Genomic DNA, 15,977 nt, shown 5'->3' on the forward strand with positions numbered 1-15,977 from the left:
GGTGTATGAAAACCATGAGTATGGGGGAGTATTATGATTTTACCGGCTATTGATGTTGGGTTAATGGCTGAGCATTTGTCAACACACGAAGGGGTTTTACACAAACTTGAGCATGATTATCATAAAGTGAAAAACCCGGTTCTCCAACAAGTCATTGCTCAGCAGTTTAGGATTATGCGAGCTCACATAAAAGTCATGTTAAGCCTTCTGGATCCAAACCAACACCAATGGATCCATTTACCACCTTTAGACGAAAGCGTAGTAACGTTCAACCTTTCATCAACAACACATGGAAACACATTCGGAAGATAAGCTAATTGCAATCGAAGCAAGGATGACAGCAAAATCCATGGCAAATTATAACTTCACGTCTGCTTTAATGATGAAAAACCCCAATGTGAAACATGTTCATTTTGAAATGGCAATTCAACAAGCGACGTTGGAACGGGAGTACGGCGAATTTATGAAACAGATGGGCTGGGAGCAGCCTCCGATGGCTACAAAACAAGCTCAATTGCAGACAATACAACAGTTTCAACACCTTATCAAACACGATTAGCTACCTCAACGTTCACTAATCTATTTAAAGTGAACATAATAGAGTTGTATTGAATCGATACTACTGTCTTTTCTGATAGTCTCTATTTTTAATCACAGTATTAAGCATTCATTATTCCGGTTGATAATGATCTTCAATTGTTTTATTTTATTTCCTACGAACATCCTGTAATAAGCACGGATGTTCGATAGGAAATGATAGTGAAATTTTTCATGGTTAACCACTTTTATTGAATGCTTGTCATCAAGCCCACATAGGCCGATAAAACAAAAAACAGACTCATGAGGAAGGCAAAAATTGCTGGTGCCTTTTTCATGAAAGCATAGAGAAGTAACAGTAAAAAAAAGATTGATAATACGAATAAAACCAAACTTGTGCTTGTAAGACTGAATTGGATCTGGTTATACATCTCTATTTGACCGCCATAAAAATATTGAAATAAATCAGAAACGCCATTTGTCCGAAGCGTTGATGGAATATCGTGTGGGGGCGCTTGTTGCCCAAGAACAGCCGTTGCTGAAAAAATGAAGAGCAGCAGGGAACTTTCAGCTTTTGTCCACGGCTTTGGATTAAATGTTTCATCTTTTCTTAGTTTTCGATCGATCCATACGCCATTGATACAGGCAAATATAAGCAAAGGAATAATCAATAAATGTTTAAAGAGAAGGGCCTGACCATAATCTAGCATCCATGCATTTGCGTAATCTCTAATATCAACAACAAAATCCATAAGGATAAGTCCACTCAAGAGTGTAAAGGCAAAACAAATTAATGCTAGTGGTGAGAACCAACTTAAGAAAGCACGCCAATTCTTCGTACTTGTCGAAAACCAACTGATGATAAAGAGTACCCCGATCCAAATGCTCACAGCTGTTAAATGGACTGTATGTGAAACAAAGCCTGTCCATTCCGTGAGAGAAGCCGCATGACTAGACCAGCCAATAGCCAAAATCAGGCTAAAAAGGAAAACAAGAGCCAGAATGGCATAGCTCACTTTTTGTTGAACTGGAAACACAGAAAGATAAAAATAATAAAAGATTGATAGAATTAAAATAAATGACCAAGCTTTTCCGACTTCAAAATTGGTGAGAACATTGTTTATTGTTAATGATAGTCCTACACCTTCGTTAAGAAAAAGCACGACTCGTAAAGCGGGAATTGCAGAGAAGATAACAACCCCAAGTAATGCAAGCTGCAACCACCTTTTTCGCACAAAAACAGTAGGCTTTTTATGATTTGGAACGAGGGCGAAGATAAATGTTCCCATCAATAGTGAAAAGCATAAATATAAAGCAACTTCACTGATATAATAGAAGAGCATATTATCTTTTTCCTTTTCTTAATAATAGTAATAGTGAACCAATCGCAATAACTCCAAGTGCTACAATCATCAATGTTACAGGAAAAGTGGATTGTGATTCCTGAATGGGTTCTTCCAGGCTATTCTCTTCTTCCACAGAAGACTCTTCAGAAGAATCTTCTATAGGTGGTGACACTTCTTGTTCTGGTTCCATTATTTCTGAAGATTCTTCATTTCCGTCAATCGTAAATGAATAAGTCCCCTCAATTGGATGACCATCGGCACCAATGATGTTCCAGTTCACCATATAAACCCCATTTTGAAGTTCACTTGGAATCATCCCAATCAAAATGTTATCATCAATCGCGATATCTTCAATGACAACTTCCTCATTATTACTTGTAAACAGTTGAAATTTACTTCCTTGCTCAATACGCGTATTAAATTCCAAGAAAATATCGGATGGAGAATGGGTGAGGACATCTCCATCAGATGGTGAAGATTGGTCTAGACTCGTATGGGCAAGTGCCGAATTTGTATAGAAAACCATCATTAAAATAAAGAAAAAAAGAATTTTTTTCATCAATAAAACCCCTTTCTTAATCTAACTGAATATGATTACCTTAAAATGATTTATCAGGTGAAACTTGCTCAGTCGCCTCCTCAGTCTGTCTTTTGTCCAATTTAACAGCTTCAGAAAATGCATATGCAATCATAATACAGTAGATAATCATTTGAATGACCTTCATTGCCACTCCGCCAGCCTGTTGGTCGTTAAGTATGGCAATATCGTACACGCGAGGCAACGATTCGTATGTGCGATATAATACGTTGCTTGAAAAAATAATTAATGCCGCTAAAGGCGTCATGAAAGCACCCATACCAACGATATAGATAATTTTCATTAAAGGTTTTAAGGTACTATTATTTTTTGCAGGCGATACAAGTGGCCACCACATGACATAGGAAAGAGGGAGTAGAATTATCATGGCAAGTGTTTGGTTTAACGAGCTGACCATGATTGTATCAAAGATCATCGGTAAGTAATACAACGAAAATAAAATATTAAATAACGATAACGCAACTACTGGCTTCGTAAAAAATGTAAGAAAAAAGGAAAGAATGCGCTGATTATAGACAGGTTTCAATAATGAATCTGTCAGGCCTAGAAGAATAAGTGGGGGCACCATAAAATAGGTCACCGTTTGTTGAAGCATGTGAACAAAAAAGAGAGAATTCCCCAATTCCGATACAAAAGTTGAATCACTAGTATTGCATTAATTTATTTTCACTATAATAAATACTCAAAATGTTCAATTATCTTATTTTGTGCAAAGAAAAAGTCCTTTATAATGGATAAGTCAGGTGGTAACCCGTCCAAATCCACTAATAAAGGACCAACTCATGGACAAGATTACACGAAAAACTTCATTTGGACAATGGTTTTCACCAATAAATCTTCAATTATTTGAGGAACAAGTGAAAACATTGAAATTAGATTTCTATACGAAAAAACTTACGACGGAATCATTTTTAAAATTATTACTCTACGCACAGCTCGAAGAAGTAGAAAGTCTTCATGCACTGAGTGATTGTCTTTTCGATGACCAGCTTCAAAAAGGGGTCAACCTTGATTCGATCAGTATCTCTCAGCTCTCACGCCGTTTGAATGGCATGAATCCAGATCTATTTCAAAGGCTTTTCCTGGATTTAGTCGCAAAAATTCATGCCAAAACACACTACACCAAACTCATTATGCCGTTAAAAATCATTGATTCAAGCACATTGCCACTCAATTTGACCAATCATAAATGGGCAGAGTTCCGCAAAACAAAAGCGGGTGTAAAGCTGCATTTGCGCCTTGTGTTTATGGAAAAAGGGATTTCCTATCCTGAAAAGGCTGTGCTCACAATGGCAAAGGAACATGATCGTGGCCAACTAGAAATCATGGTAGACGACAAGGAATGCATGTATGTGTTTGATCGTGGCTATTTAGACTATGAACGTTTTGATCGCATGACTGATGATGGTTACTTTTTTCTATCTAGGCTCCGTAAAAACGCAGTCATACGAGAAGTTTACGATTTTAAACTAGCTGAGAATTCGACTGTTCTGTCCGATCAAATGGTGTTGATTGGTACAACTCAAAGCCGCACGGAGAACTACTTTCGTCTTCTACGAGTGCTTGATTCAAGCCATTCCTTAATAAAGAATCAGTCGTCGTCACCAATGTCTAATTGTAAATAATATTCCAAATGGATGGAACCACCTTTAACTGGGTATTTACCTTTTTGGCTCTAAGCAGAACGAATACAGAAACTGAATATTCAGTCAAATTTTATGCAACGCTAGTGAAGTTGAATGAGCAATTAAAAATAGAATAGCCCCTGAAATAAAAGAGGCTTTCTTCCATTTTTTTGTTTCTTCAATGCTTTTCGTTCTTGTTAAATAGAGATAATAAATGATGATCGAGATCGTAATGAAAGATAGAGCGAAACCCCATACAGATGACATACTCTTAAATCTCCTTCCTAGTTGCCGCAAATTCTATCATTTAGAACAGTTCATTTAATGCCATTTACTTTTTTACGCTCACAAATATCAGCAAGATAGTAATGAGAACGAATGCTGTTAACGCAAGAAAAGGAATGGTGATGAAGCCAAACCAGTTAATATACTGCATACTGCAAGGCACACCTTCTGCACATGGAGTAATTGGCGCAAAGGAAGGAACCTTTTGAACAAAATAGTGATAAAGAGAAATGCTTCCCCCAATGATGGAAAGGGGGAGGACATATCTTTTTATCTTTAGATCACCGTGATAAACAGCAATCCCTAATACAACACTTATTGGATACATGGCTATACGTTGATACCAGCAAAGTTCGCATGGGACAAATTGACGAATCTCACTAAAATACAAACTTCCTAGTGTTGCAACTAACGAAATGAGCCAGGCTAAATATAAAAATACCTTCTGAGTCGATCGTTTTGCCATCCTACTGTGTCTCCAGCGCTTCTTCAATTAACTCTTTCATTCGTTCGTAATCAAATGGATCTTCAATCATGGTCCCATTAATCACAATACTTGGAGTTAATGAAACGTTAAATGCTTGAACTTGTTCTTGATCAGCAATCACATCGTCTATATAGGTTTGATTCATTAGATCACTTGCCAATTGCTCAAGATTAATATCGGCATCAACCTCATTAGCAATGTCAATTAACTTTTCAGGAGTTATCCAGGCATCATCGTGATTTTGATTTGGAGGTTGCTGACGAAAGATTTCTTTATGAAACACCCAAAAGTCGTCAGGGCTCTGATTCCAAACGGACTCACTTGCCAATGCTGCTAAACCAGACTCTTCCCCATGAAACGGCGTATTAATATAAGAATAGTTGACTTCACCTGTCTCAATATAATCCTCTGTTAATTGAGGAAAAATCGATTCATCCCATGCTTTACACGCTGGACACTTGTAATCACCAAATTCAACGATTGATACAGGAGCATTTGCGTCCCCTAAAGTTGGTTGTCCTTCAGTAACGGGGTGGGAGTCAAACTGAATATCTTGGCTCGTCTCATTTTTTGGGTTCAATATGAAAATAGCAAAAGCACCTAACACAATAACAGCTAAAGTGACCCATACAAGTTTTTTCGATGATCGGTTCGTATTTGTAGACATCCTTTACACCTCATTTTCTGATATTCGACTCATGATTGACAGTTTGGATTTGGTTGCCTAACTAGGTTACCCATTCATTCTCTACACACACATTTGATCGTGTTAAAAGATATTAAAAAACTGTAAAATCTGCTGAATCCAGTTATTATCTGACTTACTTAAATCTTTTACAGATGATTGAGCGACTTCTTTTTGTTCATCTATCTTCACTACTTGGTTAAGATCCTCCTTAAGAAGAATCGATCCATCCTGTTGCTTGATTACCAACAAGCCATTTCGAATTTCTTTTGTTACTTCGGTATTCTTTGGAACCAAATAAGATAGGTTGTCATTTAGTTTGTATTCCGTACCTGCCTCATCTTCAAACAAAGTGTCATTTGATAACGTTTCAACTGAATATGTATCAAATCCATAATCAAGTAATGCTCCTGTATCTTGATATGCTTGTTGAGAGGAGGGGGCTTTTAAGGTGACAGCAATCAAGTCGATGTTATTCCGTGTCGCTGAAGTGACCAATGTAAAGCCTGATTGAGGAGTAAAACCATTTTTGATTCCTGTAACCCCTTCATAGTCCCACAGCATACGGTGATGGTTATAAAGTGTTGTTTGCCAACCCTCGCCGTTCCACTCTAATTCCTTTGTCCCTACAATGTCCTTGAACAGGTTATTTTTCATTGCATATTGCGATATTTGTGCCATGTCATACGCGGTCGTATAATGATTTTCATCGAATAGTCCGTGAGGGTTTGTAAAATTAGAGTCGTTAACACCGATTTCAGTTTTGACATAGTCATTCATCCAAGTTGCAAAATCACGTTCACTATTAGAAAAATATTCGGCAATGGCTGTTCCAGCATCATTCCCAGAATTAATCAAAAGACCTTGAACTAACTGTTTTAACTTCACCTTTTCATTTTCTAATAAATAGACACTTGTACCATGGACTTCTGTTGCCTCCTGACTCACTGTAACAACATCATCTAAATTCCCTTGCTCGATCGCCATAATACCGGTAACTATTTTTGTAATACTAGCAGGATACATCCTTATCTTTGAATTTTTTTCATAAAGAATTTGACCAGAGCTTGCATCTATGAGAATCGCTGCCTCACTAGATAGTATTGGCTCATCTCCAGAGTGAGACAGTACTGTAGTATAGGGTGAAAAAATAAGTAGAACTGCGAACAAAAAGGTAAGTTTAACTTTTTTATTCAATATCCTATCTCCTTTCCAATGTTGATGTATGAATGAAGTAATATGGAGAACCTGATTAAGAATCAATAATAGTATAGTGATCGATTGTGGAGAAACGATGAAGTTGAAGAAATTTATAAAAATCAATAAAAATAGAAGGTATTATTTAAATAATCATTTGAATGTGTGAGTAACAAATGATACAATCAAATCATATACTAATAATCAAACGAATATTTTAATGAAAGGTGGTCCTTTTTTGATGAATAGAACAATGAAACAAATTCAAGATACATGTGAGGTTTTTTGCTTTGACGAAGAAAAAGTTAACCGTGTCTCTAAACGTGTTGACGAAGAAAATTTATTAGCTGTTGCTGATATCTTTAAGGCATTATCAGATGGAACAAGGCTAAAAATTGCCTATGCTCTTTCATTAGAAGACGAATTATGTGTCTGTGACGTCGCTAATATTATTCGTTCCACCACAGCAACAGCCTCCCACCATCTACGACTTCTGCGTAATCAAGGGATTGCGAAAAGCCGTAAAGAGGGTAAACTTGTCTTTTATTCAATTGACGACGATCATATTACGGAGTTAGTTCACACAGCGATTATTCATAGTAAGGAGGTCGGAGCTCATGAATGACGGAAAAGAGTCTGTACATGAAAAGAGTGTATACCGTGTAAAGGGATTCACATGCGCAAATTGTGCAGGAACATTCGAAAAAAATGTTAAGAACTTGTCTGGTGTAGTGGATGCACAAGTAAACTTTGGCGCTTCGAAGATTACTGTTTATGGAGAAACGTCGATTCAAGATTTGGAAAAGGCAGGAGCCTTTGAAAGCTTGAAGGTCACATCAGATAAAGAAAATTATGACAAAGATGATGATCAAAAAGAACCGTTTATAAAAAAATATTTCAATGTGATCCTATCAACGCTTTTATTAGCCGTTGGGATTACCTCGCAAGTCATGAATGGAGAAGGGAACACAGTTTCAATTCTCGCCCTTGCTGCTTCGATGATTGTGGGTGGCTACTCACTCTTTAAAGTAGGCTTCATGAATTTACTTCGGCTGCAATTTGACATGAAAACATTGATGACGGTTGCGGTCATTGGGGCAGCGATCATCGGGGAATGGACAGAAGGTGCGATTGTTGTCATATTATTTGCCATTAGTGAGGCATTGGAACGCTTTTCAATGGATAAAGCAAGACAATCGATCCGATCCTTAATGGATATTGCTCCAAAAGAAGCATGGATTCGACGAGACGGACAGGAAATGATGATTCGAGTCGATGACATTCGAGTTGGAGATATTATGATTGTTAAGCCTGGACAAAAAATAGCGATGGATGGAATGGTCATCAAAGGTTATTCTTCTGTGAACCAAGCAGCGATTACTGGAGAATCCGTTCCTGTCGAAAAAGGGTTAGAGGATGAGGTGTTCGCTGGAACATTGAATGAAGAAGGCATACTGGAAGTCGAAGTCACCAAGCATGTCGATGATACGACGATTGCCAAAATCATTCATCTCGTCGAGGAAGCGCAAGGAGAACGTGCTCCTTCACAAGCCTTTGTCGATAAATTTGCCAAATATTACACTCCAGCAATCATGGTTTTGGCGGCTTTGGTTGCGGTCGTTCCGCCATTGTTATTTCAGGCTAGCTGGGAGATGTGGATTTATCAAGGTCTGGCGGTTCTCGTTGTCGGCTGTCCATGTGCTTTAGTAATCTCAACTCCGGTTGCGATTGTCACTGCAATTGGAAATGCAGCCAAACATGGCGTCCTTGTTAAAGGTGGTGTCTATTTAGAAGAAACAGGTGCTTTGAAGGCGATTGCCTTTGATAAAACAGGAACATTAACCAAAGGGGAACCAGTTGTAACGGATTATAAAGTATATGACAAGCAAATAGAAGAACGAGACTTGTTTGCCATTATTACAGCGCTAGAGGACCTCTCCCAACACCCACTTGCGTCAGCGGTATTAAAGAAGGCAGAACAAGAACAAATCACGTATAAAGAAGTCTCGGTTGATGACTTTACTTCAATTACAGGAAAAGGAATCCAAGGGAATGTCAATGGGACGACATATTATGTTGGCAGTCCGGCATTATTTACAGACACCATGCATCTTGATTTATCGCCTCAAATGAAGGAAGAAATTACTACGCTACAAGAGCAAGGAAAAACAGTAATGGGAATTGGAACAGAGAACAAGGTCATTGCTATTTTAGCAGTCGCAGATCAGGTTCGTGAATCAAGTAAAAGCGTCATTCAAAAACTTCATGAGTTAGGAATTAAAAAGACAATTATGCTGACTGGTGATAATCAAAGTACAGCAGCGGCAATTGGAAGCCATGTTGGAGTAACCGATGTTCGTTCTGAGTTGCTGCCTCAAGATAAACTCGATGTTATCAAGCAATTACGAGCGGAATATGGTCATGTCGCGATGGTCGGAGATGGGGTGAATGATGCGCCAGCTCTTGCTGCTTCAACTGTTGGAATTGCAATGGGCGGGGCAGGAACGGATACGGCACTAGAGACGGCTGATGTAGCCTTAATGGGGGATGATTTACGAAAGCTACCATTCACAATGAGGCTAAGCAGAAAAGCACTAGCCATAATTAAACAAAATATTAGCTTCTCTCTTGGGATTAAAGCATTAGCATTGTTGCTTGTTGTACCAGGCTGGTTAACGCTTTGGATTGCGATCCTTGCTGACTTAGGAGCAACACTTCTTGTTACTTTAAATGGGATGCGATTACGTCGAGTAAAAGAGCAAGAATAGAGTGATAGGAGTTAGGGGATATAACCTCTAACTCATTATTTTTGAGATGGGATATAAATATGAGAGATGGTATCAGTTATTTTCACCGGTTCGGAAACTGATAAAGCAAAATAATAAATTATGGTTTAGAGCATTTCAAATTCAAGTAACTTTGTTATACATCTGGATGTTCTATTTTTCTCATGTCTTCTTTTTCGATTTGAATTGTACTATGATCAATGTGCAGTTTATCTCTGATCAACTGATTTGCCTCCAACAAAATTTCATGGTGGCAATTCGAATAGGAAGGTTTAATAATGAGGTGACACGTGAGACTGTTAATTCCTGAAGTGATTGTCCAAACATGCAAATCATGCACGTTGATTACGCCTTCAATATTTAATAACGACTCTTCAATATCTTTAATATTAATATGAACAGGTGTGCCCTCTAATAGCACATGAACGGTATCCTTCAACAAACGAACTGCGGAAAATGAGATCATTAACGCTATGACAATACTAAGAATAGGATCTGCAATATACCAGTTGAAAAAGTAAATGATGATAGCGGCGGTGATTGCTGCTACTGACCCCAATGTGTCACCGAGTACGTGTAGATAGGCGCCTCGCATATTAAGGTTCTCTTTAACGTCCCCCCTCATGAGAACGTACATTGCTGCTAGGTTAGCTATGAGTCCGATTATTGCAAAAACCATCATTTCTCCGCCCATCACTTCTTGTGGGTTCATTAGCCGTGCAATAGCTTCACGGATAATAAATACGGCAATGACTAATAGGGCGATACTATTAAATAATGATGAAAGTATTTCATAACGATGATTTCCAAATGTACGTTTATTTGTTGCTGCTTTTGCTGCAAGTATGATTGCAATTAAACTTATTAACAAATTAGAGAAATCATTAAGCATATGGACTGCATCAGCTAGGAGAGCAAGGCTACCGGTCCAAAGTCCGCCAATGAACTGAACAAACATCCAACTTCCAATTATGACCATCGCTAGTATTAAGTTTTTCTTATTGGCTTGACCTGTGGCTTGATAATTGTGATGGTGAGACATTATTCCACTTCCTTTGCATGGAGACTGTTTTTATCAATTTAATTAAGTTTTACAAGTTTGTGTTGGTTGACAGGAAGGCCAGGAGAACAGCTGAGTTAAAACCCTTCTTAAATTTTGAAAGTGCAAAAACATCTCTCCGTACAAATATTTAACAGAACCCCAAAATTAAAAAAGGAAATTTTAATGAAATTTTTTCAAATATTACTTTTTCCATTTTTAGCATTTATAATCCGTGATGGCTAAAAAAGCGCAATCCTTATTAATGGATTGCGCTGTCTTTTACTTTGAAAAGTTGAAAATTTCTTATCTATTATTACTTGAAAAAGTTCACCGTTCCTTGGTAAATTGCGTCTGCGGCAGATTCCTGAAAGGCATCGGTTGCTAGTCGCTTGGCTTCGGCTTGATTTGTGAGGAAGCCGAGTTCAACGAGAACACTTGGCATTTTTGTGTTACGTATGACTTGAAAGTTCCCTTCTTTAACTCCACGATCTCTTGTGTTCAGCGTTTTAATCATCTCTGATTGAATCGCTGTTGCTAGACGCTTACTTTCAGCGCCAGAGTAGTTCACATGCCAGTATGTTTCTGTACCACTCGCTGAACTACTGCCAGCGGAATTGCCGTGAATGCTAACGAACGCATCGGCATTACGATTATTAGCAATCGCCACTCGTTGGCTTAATTCGATAAAGGTATCGGATGATCGTGTCATCACGACGGTAGCGCCGGCTGCTTCTAGTTTTCTCTTCAGCTTCAAGCCAACATTTAAGACAACATCTTTTTCTCTGACACCATGAGCCCCTGCGCCGGGATCGCGACCGCCATGGCCAGGGTCAACGACGATTACTTTGCCGCTAACAGCTCCAGAGCCATCAGATGGACCGCGGAGATACGATAATGACACATAAGCAGGCTTGCCATTATACGTAAAGATCGCCCAATTTCCTGTTGTCGCGTAGTACTGAACGACATCACCATTTTGAAGTCTTCCAACTGGCGGGTTATTCGTATTAGGTGTTGAGCGAACATTTAATCCATCTGCTGCATTATAGACGACTGCACGCGTCGCCACTGAATCTAGTAAATCCTGATCCGGCTGATATTGGTAGCTTGAATTCAGGATAAAGCGCTCTAGCCAAAAATAGGGCAAACTCGGCTCTTGTTGTGCCATTGTTCGGGCCAAATGTGCCATTTGGATAACCAGCTGAAATTCTCCCTGCTGTAATGGCATTGATTTGGTCCACTCCAAACGTATTGGCATTCACATCACGATAAACAACATCTGGTCGAGTCGTTTTAATATCAAAGGCACGTGAAAGGAAAACAGCCATTTGCGCACGTGTCACATTAGAGCTAGGAGAGAACGTTGTGGTTGTGGTACCTGCAATGATTCCTTGTTCCGATCCTTCAGCAATATAACCTGAAGCATAATGATTGGACGGGACATCACTAAACTTCGTTGACCGTTGTGTTCCGTCAAGTTTCAGGGCTCGTCCAATCATTGTGATCGCTTCAGCTCGTGTAACCTGTTGATTCGGTCGCAACGTGCCATCTGGATTCCCTTGTAAAATTTGATCCTGATAAAGCCGATTAATTTCGCTACCCCCAAAAGCTGGCATATCAGGGAAAGGCGCTTCGGCACTGGCGATTGGTGTTCCATTCTGCAAGAATGGAACAAAAATCAGCGTAAACATAATGGTTAGTAAGGCCAGCTTGCGCATTGTATCACTCCATTCTATCTTTGTTTTATGAGTCTATTAAAGCAGATGTTAATCAGATTGACTTTAATGACTTATGCTGTGCTATTGGAAATAGTAACACATACCGAAGTCGAATTAATGGTGATTTTGGCTTATTTTATAATTTGTTGGATACTCTTGGTACCCATAATCAAACTATTCTCTGATTATTATATGCTTCTCGTGCTTGTAAAGGATCCAGTACCAGTCTTGAGAGTTATAGATGGAGGAGTAATTTAGGCATCCACATTGCAACCATATAATAAAATATTGACCTAATCTAAATTAAATAATAAACTAATAATCAAACCATTATTTGATTATTAGTTTATGTTTAAAAACGGTGTCTCTAACGTTTTGTTGTAAAGGAATGATAATGTCGCTTAACTAAAGATAAAATCTAAGGAGGCATTCAATGAAATACGATGTGGTTGTGATTGGTGGAGGGCAGGCCGGTTTAGCGGCCGGTTACTACTTAGAGAAAACCAATAAAAAGTATGTGATTCTTGACGCTCAAAATCAAGCAGGTGATTCTTGGCGAGAACGATATGACTCGCTTGTTTTGTTCACACCGAGATTTTACAGCTCACTCCCCGGTCTTCCCTTAAAGGGGGACCCAAATGGATATCCTAATAAAGATGAGATTGCCGATTATTTGTTCCAATATAAAAAACAATTTACATTACGTGTCATACATAACATTAAAGTAACTTCCTTACAAAAAAAAGAAGAATTATTTATCATATACACAGATATAGGTGAACGATTTCAAGCTACACAAGTCATTATTGCCACTGGGGCTTTTCATAATCCCTTTGTTCCATTCATGACTGAAATCGATAAAAAAATCCAACAATTTCACGCATCAAGTTATCAAAACCCCACAAAGATCCAAGGAGAAAAAGTACTAATAGTTGGTGCTGGTAACACGGGAGTACAAATCGCAGCTGAACTTAGTATGACTCATGAAGTCATACTGGCCAAAAGTAAAAGGTTAAAAGTTCTCCCTAAAACCATTTATGGTAAAAATTTATTTTGGTGGTTTGAACGTATTGGTATTTCAAAAGTTAAAGCAACTTCCAGCCTAGGAAAATGGTTACGACGTAATGATCCAATTATAGGGAAAGATATCAAATTCGTTAAACAAAATGCGAAGATAACAGCTAGATTAGTAGGGGTCGACGGGAAAGCAGCTTTTTTTTCAAATGGCGAACAAGAAGAGATTGACGTGATTATTTGGGCAACAGGTTATCGAAATAACTATAATTGGATTCAAATTCACGAATTGACTGATCAGCAAGGGGTTCCCATTCAAAATCAAGGCGTAACAAACGTAAAAGGACTTTATTTTTTAGGTTTAAGCTGGCAGTCAAAAAGAGGTTCTGCCCTAATTCATGGTGTAGGAGAGGATGCTGAGTATATTATTAGCAATTATATTAAATAAAGTAAATTTCCCGAATTATATCTTAATTCGGGTTTTTTGTGGAGGAAGTAAACTCGGCCGAATTTATTCAAAAATTAAATCCTTGAAGTATTGTTTAGAATTCATTTGACAGTGTCTCATGAAAGTACACAAATAAAAAGGTTTTTCTCCATCGTTTCTCCATAATTCTTTGTTAATTTTTAATTATGAATAAGTATTCATTGAGGTGAAACAAATGATAGAACCGTTTTATTCAAATAATCAGCAAGAGTCATTGGTGGATACAGGGTTAGCGTGTTCATTCAAAAGTGGTCAATCAATTACGATCCCAAAGCCAATTCGAGAAGAATTATCGATCCTATTTGGAGACGAAGTTATAGTGAGCGTAAAAGCGAATCAAAATGAACTGATCATTCAGAAAAATAGTGGAGAAACAGTTGATAACAAAATGATTGTAAGTGAAAAAGGCTCTATTCGAATTCCAAAAGAATTAAAAAGGTTTTTACACATTAAACCTGGGGATACTTTTAAAATTTTTTTACTTTCAAACCAAGCCATCGTGTTAAGAAAGGCAAAACTCCCTTAATTAGGAGTTTTTTTATGTTCATTCTCGCTAATAGAGTTGAAATGAAACTGTAATAAGAATTACCCTAATCTTTTTCTAACCGATGATATAATGAGTGAGAAAATCGACAAAAGAGCTAAAATAAGTCGAGAATTCTACAAGTTTCTTCGAATCTAGATTGCAGCTTCTATCATAGTTGTAATTATTCGTTTGGTTGATGATCATGAGGAGGATATTTGGATGAAGAAAGGTAGATTTTTTGCAGTTCTTTCCTTTATGACTGCATGTGCACTTGTATGGCCTTCTGTTGACGATCATGTTTTTGCAAATGAGGGACTTAACGAAAAAATTTCTAATGTCCAAGAAGAAAGAAAATCGAATCAAGAGCAAGCTCGTCAAACAGAAGAAGAATTGAAAGCGGTAAGTCAGCAGCTTTCATCATTGAATCAAGAGATTCGTATTATTGATGAAAAAACATCGGAAACGAATCAGAATTTGCGCGATAAACAAGCGGAAATTGATGAAGTAACAAAAGAGATTGAAAGACTTAAAGAGGAATTAAAAGTCCTTGAAGAAAGAATTGCGGAGAGGGACAACCTACTGAAAGATAGGGCAAAATCCATGTATCAATCAGGGGGAGCGGTTAATTACTTAGAAGTGATTTTAGGTGCAAAGAATTTTGGGGATTTTCTTGACCGGATAAGTGCATTATCTGTCATTGCTCAGCAAGATAAAAATATCCTTGATGCTCATGTGGCTGATTACGAAGAGTTGGAACGGATGAAGTCGAAGGTTACTGAAAAGCTCTCCACTCTCGAAGAGCACCTAAGTGAATTGGAACGTTTAAAAGCTAAATTAGAAGTGCAGCGTAAAGAAAAAGATCAACTGTTAGCTTCCGTACAAACAAAAGAAAGTGATCTTCAGTCAAATATAGATATGTTAGATGCCGAGGATGAAATACTCCGATCCCAAGAAAGAAGTTTAACGAACCAATTAACTGAACTCGAGACTGAACGAATATCAGCTGCACATACACCATCAAGAAGCAACGGAAATACGATTGAAAATAAGCCAGTTGTGACGAATTCTGGTTTTATGCGCCCAGCAACAGGATCAATTACTTCAGAATATGGACCTCGTTGGGGAAGAGTACACCACGGGATGGATATTGGAAAAAATGGTCGTTCCGGGGACGTGCCAATTGTGGCTGCACAAGAAGGACGGATCACAACTGCCCAATATTCATCGAGCTACGGAAACTATGTAGTGATTTCTCATAACGTAGAAGGTCAACAAATTTCAACTCTATATGCTCATATGGATAGATTGGATGTTAATGCAGGTCAAAATGTAGCAAAAGGTCAACAGATTGGGTTGATGGGAAACACTGGGCAATCTTTTGGGGCACATCTTCATTTTGAAGTTCATACTGGTGGGTGGAATGCTTCGAAATCAAATTCAGTTAATCCAAGACAATATCTTCCTTAATGACTAGCCAAGAGTCTACTATTAATTTGAGATATAAAAGATTGCTGTACAACAAGAATCTACCAATATTAAGTTTGGAAAGGCAATAATTCTAAAAAGGAATTATTGTCTTTCTTATTTCCATTCGTTTTATGTAAATTTACGAAACTTTTCAAATAAATGTAACGTTCTCTTTTT

The 15,977-nt window shown here is 38.0% G+C and carries 16 protein-coding genes and 2 pseudogenes; 8 read left to right on the forward strand and 10 right to left on the reverse strand.

All coding sequences use genetic code 11. The features are described 5' to 3' along the window. The first annotated feature begins 33 nt into the window (after positions 1-33). On the forward strand, positions 34-312 hold the full coding sequence (locus M3202_RS15385) for a hypothetical protein (protein ID WP_251224197.1): 279 nt from the start codon (positions 34-36) through the stop codon (positions 310-312). A gap of 37 nt (positions 313-349) precedes the next feature. Then, a complete protein-coding gene (locus tag M3202_RS15390) occupies positions 350-559 on the forward strand; it encodes a hypothetical protein (RefSeq protein ID WP_251224198.1) in 210 nt (69 codons plus the stop codon). A 226-nt stretch (positions 560-785) separates the two neighbouring features. Here the strand turns inward: M3202_RS15390 and M3202_RS15395 are convergent, their stop codons facing one another. The 3 genes and pseudogenes from M3202_RS15395 to M3202_RS15405 all read right to left on the reverse strand — a co-directional run. Continuing rightward, positions 786-1,880 (reverse strand): copper resistance D family protein, encoded by a 1,095-nt coding sequence (locus tag M3202_RS15395; RefSeq protein ID WP_251224199.1) that lies wholly within the window; start codon positions 1,878-1,880, stop codon positions 786-788. Between the two features lies 1 nt (position 1,881). Beyond that, on the reverse strand, positions 1,882-2,442 hold the full coding sequence (locus M3202_RS15400) for a copper resistance CopC family protein (RefSeq protein WP_251224200.1): 561 nt from the start codon (positions 2,440-2,442) through the stop codon (positions 1,882-1,884). A 40-nt stretch (positions 2,443-2,482) separates the two neighbouring features. Next, positions 2,483-3,106, reverse strand: a pseudogene (locus M3202_RS15405) (cytochrome c oxidase assembly protein); the annotation flags it as partial. Between the two features lie 157 nt (positions 3,107-3,263). On the opposite strand from M3202_RS15405, the pseudogene M3202_RS15410 reads away from it, so the two are divergent. Continuing rightward, positions 3,264-4,052, forward strand: a pseudogene (locus M3202_RS15410) (IS4 family transposase); the annotation flags it as partial. 138 nt (positions 4,053-4,190) lie between these two features. Here M3202_RS15410 and M3202_RS15415 read toward each other — a convergent pair. The 4 genes from M3202_RS15415 to M3202_RS15430 form a co-directional block, all read right to left on the reverse strand. Further along, positions 4,191-4,373, reverse strand: coding sequence for a hypothetical protein (locus tag M3202_RS15415; RefSeq protein ID WP_251224202.1), 183 nt, complete (start codon positions 4,371-4,373; stop codon positions 4,191-4,193). A 64-nt stretch (positions 4,374-4,437) separates the two neighbouring features. Beyond that, positions 4,438-4,857 (reverse strand): disulfide oxidoreductase, encoded by a 420-nt coding sequence (locus M3202_RS15420; RefSeq protein ID WP_251224203.1) that lies wholly within the window; start codon positions 4,855-4,857, stop codon positions 4,438-4,440. Position 4,858: 1 nt separating this feature from the next. Next, on the reverse strand, positions 4,859-5,545 hold the full coding sequence (locus tag M3202_RS15425) for a DsbA family protein (protein WP_251224204.1): 687 nt from the start codon (positions 5,543-5,545) through the stop codon (positions 4,859-4,861). Between the two features lie 102 nt (positions 5,546-5,647). Further along, the gene (locus M3202_RS15430; protein WP_251224205.1) at positions 5,648-6,760 is read right to left on the reverse strand and encodes a D-alanyl-D-alanine carboxypeptidase family protein; all 1,113 of its coding nucleotides are present in this window, start codon (positions 6,758-6,760) and stop codon (positions 5,648-5,650) included. Between the two features lie 241 nt (positions 6,761-7,001). On the opposite strand from M3202_RS15430, the gene M3202_RS15435 reads away from it, so the two are divergent. Together M3202_RS15435 and M3202_RS15440 are read left to right on the forward strand one after the other, a co-directional pair. Further along, positions 7,002-7,385 carry an ArsR/SmtB family transcription factor gene (locus M3202_RS15435; RefSeq protein ID WP_251224206.1) on the forward strand — a complete coding sequence of 128 codons (384 nt, stop codon included), beginning with the start codon at positions 7,002-7,004 and terminating at the stop codon, positions 7,383-7,385. Continuing rightward, positions 7,378-9,528: a heavy metal translocating P-type ATPase gene (locus M3202_RS15440; RefSeq protein ID WP_251224207.1), complete on the forward strand. Its 2,151-nt coding sequence runs from the start codon at positions 7,378-7,380 to the stop codon at positions 9,526-9,528. Before M3202_RS15435 ends, M3202_RS15440 begins: the two co-directional genes overlap by 8 nt. Before the next feature lie 154 nt (positions 9,529-9,682). Here the strand turns inward: M3202_RS15440 and M3202_RS15445 are convergent, their stop codons facing one another. The 3 genes from M3202_RS15445 to M3202_RS15455 all read right to left on the reverse strand — a co-directional run bounded on the left by M3202_RS15445 (position 9,683) and on the right by M3202_RS15455 (position 12,306). Beyond that, on the reverse strand, positions 9,683-10,588 hold the full coding sequence (locus M3202_RS15445) for a cation diffusion facilitator family transporter (protein ID WP_251224208.1): 906 nt from the start codon (positions 10,586-10,588) through the stop codon (positions 9,683-9,685). Positions 10,589-10,901: 313 nt separating this feature from the next. Continuing rightward, complete coding sequence (locus M3202_RS15450; RefSeq protein ID WP_251224209.1) at positions 10,902-11,657, reverse strand: N-acetylmuramoyl-L-alanine amidase; 756 nt, start codon at positions 11,655-11,657, stop codon at positions 10,902-10,904. Further along, complete coding sequence (locus M3202_RS15455) at positions 11,632-12,306, reverse strand: S-layer homology domain-containing protein (protein ID WP_251224210.1); 675 nt, start codon at positions 12,304-12,306, stop codon at positions 11,632-11,634. The genes M3202_RS15450 and M3202_RS15455 overlap by 26 nt, the downstream gene beginning before the upstream one ends. Positions 12,307-12,739: 433 nt before the next feature. On the opposite strand from M3202_RS15455, the gene M3202_RS15460 reads away from it, so the two are divergent. The 3 genes from M3202_RS15460 to M3202_RS15470 all read left to right on the forward strand — a co-directional run bounded on the left by M3202_RS15460 (position 12,740) and on the right by M3202_RS15470 (position 15,800). Next, positions 12,740-13,768, forward strand: coding sequence for a flavin-containing monooxygenase (locus M3202_RS15460; protein WP_251224211.1), 1,029 nt, complete (start codon positions 12,740-12,742; stop codon positions 13,766-13,768). 214 nt (positions 13,769-13,982) lie between these two features. Further along, on the forward strand, positions 13,983-14,333 hold the full coding sequence (locus tag M3202_RS15465) for an AbrB/MazE/SpoVT family DNA-binding domain-containing protein (RefSeq protein WP_251224212.1): 351 nt from the start codon (positions 13,983-13,985) through the stop codon (positions 14,331-14,333). A gap of 219 nt (positions 14,334-14,552) precedes the next feature. Beyond that, positions 14,553-15,800: a murein hydrolase activator EnvC family protein gene (locus M3202_RS15470; protein WP_251224213.1), complete on the forward strand. Its 1,248-nt coding sequence runs from the start codon at positions 14,553-14,555 to the stop codon at positions 15,798-15,800. The last annotated feature ends 177 nt before the right edge of the window (positions 15,801-15,977 follow it).

The organism is Halalkalibacter oceani (genome assembly GCF_023715605.1).
In the GTDB taxonomy this organism is placed as follows: Bacteria; Bacillota; Bacilli; order Bacillales; family Bacillaceae_D; genus Halalkalibacter; species Halalkalibacter oceani.